9 protein-coding genes are annotated in these 10,761 nt (G+C 70.1%); 3 read left to right on the top strand and 6 right to left on the bottom strand.

Annotation, left to right across the window (positions count from 1 at the left end; all coding sequences use genetic code 11):
• Positions 1–349: 349 nt before the first annotated feature.
• Entirely contained in the window at positions 350–1,669 is a 1,320-nt protein-coding gene (gene tyrS, locus RR1_RS11895; protein ID WP_010836096.1) for a tyrosine--tRNA ligase, read from the bottom strand.
• A complete protein-coding gene (locus RR1_RS11890; RefSeq protein ID WP_010836097.1) occupies positions 1,666–2,424 on the bottom strand; it encodes a DNA-3-methyladenine glycosylase in 759 nt (252 codons plus the stop codon). Before RR1_RS11890 ends, tyrS begins: the two co-directional genes overlap by 4 nt.
• Positions 2,425–2,459: 35 nt before the next feature.
• Between RR1_RS11890 and RR1_RS11885 the strand changes: the two genes are divergently transcribed.
• From RR1_RS11885 to RR1_RS11875, 3 genes are read left to right on the top strand one after another with little or no spacing between them, the layout of a single operon-like run.
• Positions 2,460–3,203 carry an ABC transporter ATP-binding protein gene (locus tag RR1_RS11885; protein ID WP_010836098.1) on the top strand — a complete coding sequence of 248 codons (744 nt, stop codon included), beginning with the start codon at positions 2,460–2,462 and terminating at the stop codon, positions 3,201–3,203.
• Complete coding sequence (locus tag RR1_RS11880; protein ID WP_010836099.1) at positions 3,200–3,955, top strand: ABC transporter permease; 756 nt, start codon at positions 3,200–3,202, stop codon at positions 3,953–3,955. The genes RR1_RS11885 and RR1_RS11880 overlap by 4 nt, the downstream gene beginning before the upstream one ends.
• Entirely contained in the window at positions 3,952–4,542 is a 591-nt protein-coding gene (locus RR1_RS11875; protein WP_010836100.1) for a TetR/AcrR family transcriptional regulator, read from the top strand. The genes RR1_RS11880 and RR1_RS11875 overlap by 4 nt, the downstream gene beginning before the upstream one ends.
• A 4-nt stretch (positions 4,543–4,546) precedes the next feature.
• On the opposite strand, the gene RR1_RS11870 is transcribed toward RR1_RS11875, so the two are convergent.
• The 4 genes from RR1_RS11870 to RR1_RS11855 form a co-directional block, all read right to left on the bottom strand.
• Entirely contained in the window at positions 4,547–4,762 is a 216-nt protein-coding gene (locus RR1_RS11870; RefSeq protein WP_010836101.1) for a Trm112 family protein, read from the bottom strand.
• Between the two features lie 73 nt (positions 4,763–4,835).
• Positions 4,836–7,925 carry an AMP-binding protein gene (locus RR1_RS11865; RefSeq protein ID WP_010836102.1) on the bottom strand — a complete coding sequence of 1,030 codons (3,090 nt, stop codon included), beginning with the start codon at positions 7,923–7,925 and terminating at the stop codon, positions 4,836–4,838.
• A gap of 163 nt (positions 7,926–8,088) precedes the next feature.
• On the bottom strand, positions 8,089–9,510 hold the full coding sequence (gene argH, locus RR1_RS11860) for an argininosuccinate lyase (RefSeq protein ID WP_010836103.1): 1,422 nt from the start codon (positions 9,508–9,510) through the stop codon (positions 8,089–8,091).
• Positions 9,511–9,512: 2 nt separating this feature from the next.
• Positions 9,513–10,712 carry an argininosuccinate synthase gene (locus tag RR1_RS11855; RefSeq protein WP_010836104.1) on the bottom strand — a complete coding sequence of 400 codons (1,200 nt, stop codon included), beginning with the start codon at positions 10,710–10,712 and terminating at the stop codon, positions 9,513–9,515.
• Between the last annotated feature and the right edge of the window lie 49 nt (positions 10,713–10,761).

The following is a 10,761-nucleotide window of genomic DNA, read 5'->3' as shown; positions in this document are numbered from 1 at the left end:
ACCACCAACCCGAAGGTCAGCCGATCCGGGGCTTGTCGTTCCGTTGTGCGGATCGCTCCGCTGTCAGATCCTCGTCGGCCTCGGCCTCCGAAGGAGAGCGCCGAAGCGCATGTGCTCGAAAGCCTACACGATCTTCGGCACCTGTCGGACGCGGTCTCTGTTCGACTCACCCGGGGGCATTCGGAGTCCGTGTCGCTCTGACTCGAACCAAGTTACGGCACCGGAAACACGGGGTCAAATCCCCTGGTCGCCCGTGGACGGCGTGTTAAATCCGCTGGTCTCGCCGTCGACGCCGTGGCCGGGACGCGCTCGGCACGCATCCCGGCCACGTGTGACGGTGGGCACCCCGTCAGCGGACGATTTCGACACCCGCGATGTTGCGCTTTCCGCGGCGAACGACGAGCCACGTCCCGTACAGCAGATCGTCGGCGCTCGGCGTCCAGTCCTCGTCGGAGACGCGGGCGTTGTTCACCGACGCCCCACCCTCGCGTACGACGCGGCGCGCAGCCCCACGACTCTCGGCGAGGCCGCTCGAGACGAGGAGGTCGACGATCGTGCCGGCGTCGGCGAGCGGGATCCGCGGAACCCCGTCGGCGACGGTGGTGCTCTCGCGAAGTGCCGCCGCCAGGGTCGCCTCGTCCAGTTCACCGAGCTCGCCACGCCCGAACAGGGCGCGGCTCGCCGCCTCGACCGCGGCCGTGTGCTCGGCGCCGTGCACGAGGGTGGTCATCTCCGCGGCGAGCCGGCGCTGTGCTTCTCTGGCCTGCGGACGCTCGGCGGTCACCTGCTTGAGCTCGGCGAGTTCGTCGGCACCCAGGAACGTGAACCATCGGAGGTACTTCACGACGTCGGCGTCACCGGTGTTCACGAAGTACTGGTACCAGGCGTACGGGCTCGTCATCTCCGGGTCGAGCCACAGGCTCCCGCCGCCCGTCGACTTGCCGAACTTCTTGCCGTCCGCCGACGTGACGAGCGGGACCGTCATCGCATGCACGGACGCGCCGTCGAGCCGGCGGTTCAGCTCGACACCGGCGACGATGTTGCCCCACTGATCGGAACCGCCGATCTGCAGCGTGCAGCCGTGGCTGCGGCGCAGATGCACGTAGTCGTTCGCCTGCAGCAACATGTAGGAGAACTCGGTGTACGACATTCCGTCGCTCTCGAGACGGCGCTTGACGGTGTCACGCGCGAGCATGACGTTGACCGAGAAGTGCTTGCCGATGTCACGCAGGAAGTCGATCGCCGTCAGGCCACCGGTCCAGTTCATGTTGTTCTCGATGACCGCGCCGGTCGGCGAGTCGTCGAAGGCGACGAAACGCTCGAGTTGGCCGCGGATCCGCTCCGCCCACTCGGCGACGGTGTCGGCGGAGTTCATCGTCCGCTCCCCCACGTCGCGCGGGTCGCCGATCATGCCGGTCGCGCCACCTGCCATCACGATGGGGCGGTGACCTGCGCGCTGGAACCGCGCCAGGGTGAGCAGGGGGACCAGATGACCGGCGTGCAGGCTCGGCCCGGTGGGATCGAAGCCCGCATACAGGGTCACCGGGTCGCCCGAGGTGTGCTCGCGCAGGGCGTCGAGGTCGGTTGACTGCGCGATGAGGCCACGCCACTCGAGCTCGTCGACGATGGTGGCGGAACCCGCGGCACTGGAGTTGCTGGTGTCGGTCACGGCATCGATTCTCGCACCACCGGGTCGTCGCCGAACGAGCCGCTCTCGGCCCCGGGGCTCGGTGCTCGCGAACTCCTGCGGTACGCAGACACTTCGGGCGCGCCGGCGATCCGGAATCGCCACGGCCGGTCGGCTGCCGCGGTGACGCCGACGCGCGGACCCGCTGTGGCGTCGGCGGCTCCCCCGAGCGCGAGCCGCATGTGACCGGGTTCGCCGAGCAGGTCGGTGCCGCTGTCGGCGACGGTGACTCCGAGCGAAGCTCCCAGATTGCCCGGGCCGCGCGCCCACTCGACCTGCCGGCGACCGGGACGTCGGCGCGCGACGACGTCGTGGCCCGACTCGACGCGCGCGGCCCGCAGCAGCACCGCCGAGGCGATGCCGTCGGGCCCGCACGAGACGTTGGCACAGAAGTGCAGGCCGTAGCTGCGGTACACGTAGAGGTGCCCCGCAGGGCCGAACATCACCGCGTTGCGCGGAGTCCTCCCCTGATAGGAGTGCGCGGCCGGGTCGGGCCAGGGCCCCGCCTCGTCGCCGCCGTATGCCTCGACCTCGACGATGCGCAGCCCGACCGCGCCCACCGTGAGGACGCCGCCGAGCAGAAGATGTGCCGCCTGCACCGGGTCCGCGGCGGCGAGCACAGCCCGGGGATCCGGGTCGGGACGTCGCGAACTCACGACTCGATTGTGCCGGTCGTGCGCGGCGTTCTCGCCCCGGGGTCTTGCGGTGAGGCCGGCGCCGGGCGCAGAATTCATCACATGGTGAATTCGAGCCAGGCCACCGGAACCGGGCCGTGACCACGGCCGTCCGCGTCGAGAACCTGACCGTCGAACGCGGCGGCCACACTGCACTGCGCGACGTGTCCGTCGAGATTCCGGCGGGCGAGATCACCGGACTCCTCGGCCCCTCCGGATGCGGCAAGACAACGCTGATCCGCTCGATCGTCGGCACGCAGATCGTCCGTTCGGGGTCGGTCCGAGTGCTCGGCGCCGCCGCGGGTTCGCCGGCGTTGCGCACGCGAGTGGGATACGTGACGCAGTCGCCGAGCATCTACGCCGATCTGACGGTCGAGGGAAACGTCGCCTACTTCGCGTCCCTCTACGGACGCCGGCGCTCCGACGTGCACGAGGCGATCGAGGCCGTGGGTCTCGCCGACCGCCGCACCGCCGTGGCGGCGGAACTGTCGGGTGGTCAGGAGGGGCGCGTGTCCCTCGCGTGCGCGCTCGTCGGCAGGCCCGAATTGCTCGTGCTCGACGAGCCGACCGTCGGACTCGACCCACTGCTGCGCGCGGACCTGTGGGACCGCTTCGCCCGGCTGGCGGCCGAAGGAACGACACTCGTCGTGTCGAGTCACGTGATGGACGAGGCGGATCACTGCTCGTCGTTGCTGCTCATGCGCGACGGCGAACTCCTCGCTCACCTCACCCCGAACGAACTGCGCGAGCACACGGGAACCACGTCGCTCGACGACGCCTTCCTCGCCCTCGTTCGCGAGGGCGCACCGGGCACCGGAAGCAGCACGGACGGCTCGCGATGAATCCCCGTATCTACGCCGCGACGACGCTCCGGATCCTCGCTCAGTTGCGCCGCGATCATCGCTCGGTCGCGATGATCGTGCTCGTTCCGACACTGCTCATGACGTTGCTGTACTTCCTGTACCAGAACCAGCCCGCACCGCCCGTGGGGCCGAGCCTGTTCGACCGGATCGCGGTGGCGATGCTGGGGATCCTGCCGTTCGTCGTGATGTTCCTGATCACGTCGATCGCGATGCAGCGGGAACGCTCCTCGGGGACGCTCGAACGGCTCCTCTCCACTCCCCTGCACAAGTTCGATCTGCTGGCGGGGTACGCGACGTCGTTCTCGCTCGCCGCCGTCGTCCAGGTCGCGCTCGCCGTCGCGGTCTCGCTCGGTCTGCTGGGAGTGGACATCGCGGGCAACGTCGTGTGGATCGGCGTCACCGCCGTACTGGGCGCGATGCTCGGCGTCGCGCTCGGGCTGCTGTGCAGTGCCTTCGCACGCACGGAGTTCCAGGCGGTGCAGTTCATGCCGGTCGTCGTCGTCCCGCAACTCTTCCTGTGCGGACTGCTCGTTCCGCGCGATCAGCTGCCGGGATGGCTCGAAGCGGTGAGCAACGTTCTCCCGCTGAGCTATTCGGTCGACGCCTTGAACGTGATCGCGGCCGAGCCGGCCGTCACCGGCGCGCTGATCCGTGATCTCCTCGTCGTCGCGGGCTTCGTGATCGTCGCCCTCGCGCTCGGTGCGGCGACGCTGCGGCGGCGCACACCGTGACGCGCGGACGTCCGCGTGGGGGTTCCGACTCGCGCGAACGCATCCTCACCCACGCGCGACAGCTCTTCGCTGCCAACGGATTCCGCGGCACCACGGTTCGTGCCGTCGCCGATGCCGCCGGGGTCGATCCCGCGCTCGTACACCACTTCCACGGCACCAAACGGGATCTCTTCCTCGCGGCGATCGCACTTCCCGTCGATCCGGGCGTGATCGTCACCGCAGCCCTCGACGTTCCCCGGGAGCGTCTCGGCGAGGCGTTCGCGACCGTCGTTCTCGGCGCGTGGGAGGCGGAACACCGGCCCGCGCTCGAGGCAGCGGTGCGATCGGTCCTCGTCGACGGTGACGGCGAACTCGTGTCGTCGTTCCTCGGGCAGGTCCTCATCGCTCGGATCGCGCCGCTCGTCGACGATCCGCCCGGCTCGGGCGAGCGTCGCGCCGCCTGGGCCGTCACCCAGATGGCGGGAGTGCTGCTGCTGCGCTACCTGCGCCCCGTGCGACCGGTGTGCGACGAGCCCGTCGAGAACGTGATCCGCGCGATCGCACCGACACTGCAGCACCACCTCGCGGGGCCACCGCCCCCGGAGTGAGGCGTCAGCCGTCCGCCTGGGCGATCAACCGGGCGTGCTCGTCGTCGGCGACGTCGCGCGCCTCGTCCACGAGCAGGACGGGGATGTCGTTCTCGATCGGGTACAGCCGCTGCAACCGCGGGTTGTAGAGCCCCTGCCCGGAGTCGGTGTCGACGAGCACGAGCGGCCCCTTGTCCTGCGGGCACGCGAGGATGCCGAGCAGAGTGGGATCGATGACCACGGGCAACACCCTTCGGACGAACGGTCGGATGCGGTCGAGGTTACCGTGCGCGCGTTCGCGACACCCACGGCGGTCACTCCCCGGACAGCCGCGCCACCGCGGCCTTCGTCAACCGCTTGTACGAGCCCGTCTCGCGGTCGAGACACCGCACTCGCGGCCCCGGTGCCGGCAGTCCCTGCTCGCGCAGACCCCGATCCGACGGCCGGAACGACGGCGACACGGCGATCTCGGGGACCGTGGCGAGGATGTCGGGGCGGCCCGCGGCGGGCAGCACGTCGAGCGCGTCCTCGAGTTGCGCCGCCGTCGGGGCCCTGCCGTCCCGCAGCGTGTAGGCCGCGACGACGAGGTCGCGGTCGCCCACGCGGACGCCGTAGACGACGGCGAGGTCGATCGTGTCGAGGCTTCCGAGCGCGTCGACGATCGGCTGGCCGTACACCGGGCCGTCGTCGGTGAGCACGACGTCGTCGCCGCGGTCCATGAGCCAGTGGTCGCCGTCGGAATCCCGCCGGAACAGGTGCTCGGTCGGCGTCCAGGCATCGCCCGGTGCGAAGACGCTGCGCAGTGCGGTCCCCTGGATCGTCGCGACGTCACCCGCCTGCCCGAGCAGCAGTCCGACCTCGTCGTCCTCGCATTCGCGGACGAAGCCGCGGTCGTCGAGCAGGAACTCCCGCGTGACCGGATCCCACGCGCCGACCTTGACGTCCGCGCTCCCGGGCAGCGGGCGGCCCTTGCAGCCGACCTTGGTGCCCGAGACGTTCGCGAGGACGACGTTGCCCTCGGACGACGCGTAGAACTCGAGGACGCCCGCGGGCGAGAAGTGTTCGACCGTCCGATTCCACAGGCCCACCGGCATTCCCGCGCCCATGAACAACCGGATCGGATGGAGCCCGCCGGGGCCGATCGCCGACGACTCCTCCCCCGTCACCTCGCGCAGCATCGCCCACGTGTAGCTGACGACGGTGACCCCGTAGCGATGGACGAGACGCGTGAAGTCGGCCTGATCGACGGTGCGCGCGACCGCGATGCGGGCACCACCGGCGACGGCGCCGCCGACTGCCGCGAGCAGCGCGGACGGATGGTGCATCGGGGTGAGGCACAGGACGGTGTCGCTGCCGTCGAGATCGGCGGCCGACGCGGTGCCGAACGCCGAGAGCGCCCACCGGTGGTTGGTGATCTGGCGCTGTTCGAGGCGCCCGTCGATCTCGGTGAAGAAGATGAACGCGACCTCGCGCGCGAGCCCGGGATCGGGCACATACCACGCCGGGAGCTCGAAGGAGTCGACGTCGAGGTGCTCGAGATCGGTGACCGTCGCGCCGGAGTCGACGTCGATGTCGAGCGTGCGCAGGTCGCCACCGCCGAGGACGAGCACGGCCACGTCCGCGGTCGTCGCGGCGGCGAGATGCTCGGGGTCGGTGACGACACGCGTCACCGCCGCGATCTCGAGTGCTTCGCACAGCCGCTCGGCGTCGGCGGGGAGTTGCACCGCGACCGCACCGATCCGGGAGAGCGCGGCGGCCGTCGCGAGGGCGCTGGGGCGGGTGTCCATGAGGATGCCGACGCGCGCGCCCGGACGGACACCCTCGTGGATGAGTCCCGCCACGATGCGGTCGACCCGGTCGCCGACGGCGGCATTCGTGTGGACGCGGTCGTCGAAGAGGAAGAATTCGCCCGAGGGGGCCTTGCGACGGCGCTCGGCGAGCAGCAGCCCGAGCGAGATCCGCGAATGCGACTGGATCTGCCCGAGCCGGGCGAGCCGTGGCAGGGCACGCGACGCCTCCGACGACAGTTCGAGGCCGCTGCGGACCGTCCCCGATGCGATGTCGCCGACGACACGTCCCACGCCGAGACCGACCTCGGCGGCCGAGGCGGCGGTGTGGATCAGGCGTGCGGTGAGTGTCCCGCTCGAATAGGCACGCGCCGACGCCGTCGTCGACATCCGCTCGATCGCGCTCGGCTCCGGGCCGAGGCCCTCCCGCCACAGCACCCATTCGGCCGTCGTCGGCCAGCTGTGCGTCACCGAGCCGGAGCCGACGACGAGCCCGAAGTGCCCCGAACGCAGCACCGACTCGTGGACCTCCGCGCGCGGGGCCGCTCGCGCGATACCCCGGACCGCGACGGTCTGGCCGATGTCGTCGACCTCCCCCGAGAACGCGAGAACCGGGACCGTGATCTCGGCGAGCGAAACCGGCGCGTCGCGGATCACGAAGCCGCCCGTGAGCATCCGATTGTGAACGACGAACTGCCGCAACAGATCCGCCACCGCGGGGCCCGACCACGCAACCCAGCCCTCCGCCGCGAGGAAGCGGCGCTGCTGCTCGCGCGGCAGCAGCGCGTCGCGGTCGTGGAGCTGGCGCAGGAAGTCGAGGCGGGTGCGGACGGACTTCACGGGGTCGAGGAGCTGGAAGCCGGTCCGCGCCATCCATCCCGTCACAGCGAGATGCGTGAAGACGTGGTCGGCGAGGAACTCGGCCGCCCCCGACGCGAGATCCGCGGGAATCCCGAACGGCAGACCACCGAGCGTGTCGACGGGGCTGCCGAAGGTGACGATGCTCGCGATCGCACTGCTGCGACGATAGGCGGCCGCCTGATACGCGAACATCCCGCCCTGCGAATAACCACCGAGATGCACGTCGCGCCCGGTGTGCGACTTCACGGCGTCGACGACGTCGCTGATCGCGAGGATGTGGTCGGCGAGGTTGCGGTCGAGCCCGCCCTCCTCGACGTCCGGGGACCCGAAGTCGACGACCCACGGGTCGAGGCCGGCGCGGTGCAGGATCGCGACGGCGCCGTCGTCCTTCGTGACGTCGTACACGTCGGCGGACATCATCATCGGAGGCACGAGGACGACGGGCGGGGCCGAGGTCGCCCGGACGTCGTCGCGGGGGAAGTAGCGCCGCAGCCGGTACATCGGGGTGCGTTCGACGATCTCGTACGGCGAGCGCGTGCGGTCCATCTCCAGTCCGCCGAGCCGCACGACCTCGAGCCCGTTCTGGGCCGTCGCGAAAATCCTGCGGACGGGACCGAACAACGTCGTCGACAGTCCTCGACTCGGGTCCTCGCTCGATCCCCCCGTGGACACATCCACCTCCGCGCGTGCTGCTCTCACCCGAACACCCTTCCGCATTCTCGGGACGAGTTCACACGAACCGTACTGCTGCGGCATGCGTCACGAGAAGCCGGGTCTGTCCTGCCGATTACAGAACACGAATCGAGGGGCGTCCACCACCCCACCCCTGTGCCGCGATGTCACAGCGTGCGCATCGAGCGCGCACGCTGTGACATCGCGGCGAACAGAGAGGGCGGTGCGGAGGTGGGTCGACGCGGAGTCAGGCGCCGAGACGGGTGCGTGCCGCGGCAGCGGCGCTCCGCACCCCGGCGAGCTGTTCGGCGACACGGACCGGAGCCGTACCGCCACGCGCGTCACGCGACGAGACCGATCCCTCGATGGTGAGGACGCCGCGCACCTCGGGCGTGAGCCGCTCGTCGATCGCGGCGAACTCCTCGTCCGTCAGTTCGGCGAGCCCGACACCACGCGCTTCCGCGGCCCGGACGGCCGCACCGGCGGCCTCGTGCGCGACGCGGAACGGAACACCCTGCCGCACCATCCATTCCGCGATGTCGGTCGCGAGCGTGAAACCCGCCGGAGCCAGCTCGGCCATGCGGTCTGTGTGGAACTCGAGCGTCCCGACGAGTCCGGCGATCGCCGGCAGCAGCAGTTCTAGCTGCGCGACCGAGTCGAAGACCGGCTCCTTGTCCTCCTGCAGATCGCGGTTGTACGCGAGCGGCTGGGCCTTGAGCGTCGCGAGCAGCCCTGTGAGATTGCCGATCAGCCTGCCGGACTTGCCGCGCGTGAGTTCGGAGACGTCCGGGTTCTTCTTCTGCGGCATGATCGACGATCCCGTCGACCACTCGTCCGCGAGCGTGACGTACCCGAACTCGGGGGTGCTCCAGACGATGATCTCCTCGGCCATCCGCGAGAGATCGACGCCGATCATCGCGAGCACGAATGCCGCCTCCGCCGCGAAGTCGCGGGACGACGTCGCATCCATCGAGTTCTCCGCCGCCGAATCGAATCCGAGATCCGCGGCGATCGCGTCGGGGTCGAGACCGAGCGACGAACCCGCGAGCGCGCCCGAGCCGTACGGCGAGACCGCGGCGCGCCGATCGAAGTCCGCGAGCCGATCGACGTCGCGCAGCAACGGATGCGCGTGTGCGAGCAGATGGTGCGCGAGCAGGACCGGCTGCGCCGCCTGCTGGTGCGTCTTGCCCGGCATGATCGCGTCCGGGTGTGCCTGCGCCTGCGCGACGAGCGCGTCGACGACGTCGAGCACGCCCACCGCGACACGGCGCACCGCGTCACGCAGCCACATTCGGAACAGCGTCGCGACCTGGTCGTTGCGGGAACGGCCCGCCCGCAGCCGGCCACCGACCTCGGGACCCACGCGGTCGATGAGACCGCGCTCGAGCGCACCGTGGACGTCCTCGTCCGACTTCGCGGGCACGAACTCCCCGCTCGCGACGTCCGCCGCGAGCCGGTCGAGGCCGTCGATCATCGTGGCGAGGTCGTCGTCGGTCAGCAGGCCCGCACGATGGAGGACCTTGGCGTGCGCCGTCGACGCGCGGACGTCGTACGGCGCGAGCACCCAGTCGAAGTGCGTGGACTTGCTGAGCGCCGCCATGGCGGCAGCCGGTCCCGATGCGAACCGGCCGCCCCACAGTGCACCCTCGTTGGTGCCGTTCCCGGTCACGATCAGAGGCCCAGATCGCGCTTCGCGGCGACCTTCGACGACAGGCCGTGGATATTGACGAAGCCCTTCGCGTTGGACTGGTCGAACGAGTCGCCCTCGTCGTAGGTCGCGAGGTTGAAGTCGTACAGCGACTCCCCGCTGCGGCGGCCGTTCACGGTGATCGAACCGCCGTGGAGCACGAGCCGAATGTCGCCCGAGACGTGCTCCTGCGACTTCTCGACGAAGGTGTCGAGCGCGTCCTTGAGCGGCGAGAACCACAGGCCGTCGTACACGAGCTCGCTCCAGCGCTGCTCGGTCTGGCGCTTGAACCGGCCGAGCTCGCGTTCGAGGGTCACGTGCTCGAGTTCCTGGTGGGCTGTGATCAGCACCATCGCGCCCGGCGCCTCGTAGACCTCGCGGCTCTTGATGCCCACGAGCCGGTCCTCGACGACGTCGAGCCGTCCGACACCCTGCGCACCCGCGCGGCGGTTGAGCTCCTGGATCGCCTCCAGCACCGAGACGGGCCTGCCGTCGATCGCGACGGGACGGCCCTTGTCGAACGAGACGATCAGCTCGTCGGGGGTCTGCCAGTGCACCGTGGGGTCCTCGGTGTAGCTGTAGACGTCCTTGGTCGGCGCGTTCCACAGGTCCTCGAGGAAGCCGGTCTCGACGGCGCGGCCCCACACGTTCTGATCGATCGAGAACGGCGACTTCTTGGTGACGTTGATCGGGATGCCGTTCTCCTGCGCGAAGGCGATCGCCTTCTCGCGGGTCCACGCGTAGTCGCGGACGGGCGCGATCACGTCGAGGTCGGGTGCGAGGGCGCCGAAGCCGACCTCGAACCGGACCTGATCGTTGCCCTTGCCGGTGCAGCCGTGCGAGACGACGGTGCCGCCGTGGTCGCGGGCCGCCTGCACGATGTGCTTGACGATGAGCGGCCGGCTGATCGCCGACACGAGCGGGTACCGGTCCATGTACAGCGCGTTCGACTTGATCGTCGGCAGGCAGTACTCGTCGGCGAACTCGTCGCGGGCGTCGATCACGACCGACTCGACCGCGCCGCAGTCGAGGGCGCGCTGCCGCACGACGTCCATGTCCTCGCCGCCCTGACCCAGATCGATCGCGACGGCGACGACTTCCTTGCCGGTCTCCTTGCCGATCCAGCTGATGGCGACGGAGGTGTCCAGTCCGCCCGAGTAGGCGAGGACGACGCGATCGGCCATGGTGATGTGCTCCTTCGATGTCTTGTGATGCTGTCTTCAGTGTCTCAGG

This window comes from Rhodococcus rhodnii NBRC 100604 (genome assembly GCF_001894925.1).
Lineage (GTDB): Bacteria > Actinomycetota > Actinomycetes > Mycobacteriales > Mycobacteriaceae > Rhodococcus_F > Rhodococcus_F rhodnii.
The sequence above is the reverse complement of the archived record's forward strand: the minus strand, read 5'-3'. Positions and strand labels throughout refer to the sequence as shown.

Excerpts from the sequence above, each read along its gene's own strand:
- RR1_RS11880 (WP_010836099.1), top strand. The coding sequence starts at position 3,200 with ATGAATCCCCGTATCTACGCCGCGACGACGCTCCGGATCCTCGCTCAG.
- RR1_RS11865 (WP_010836102.1), bottom strand. The coding sequence starts at position 7,925 with ATGCCGCAGCAGTACGGTTCGTGTGAACTCGTCCCGAGAATGCGGAAG.
- RR1_RS11855 (WP_010836104.1), bottom strand. The coding sequence starts at position 10,712 with ATGGCCGATCGCGTCGTCCTCGCCTACTCGGGCGGACTGGACACCTCC.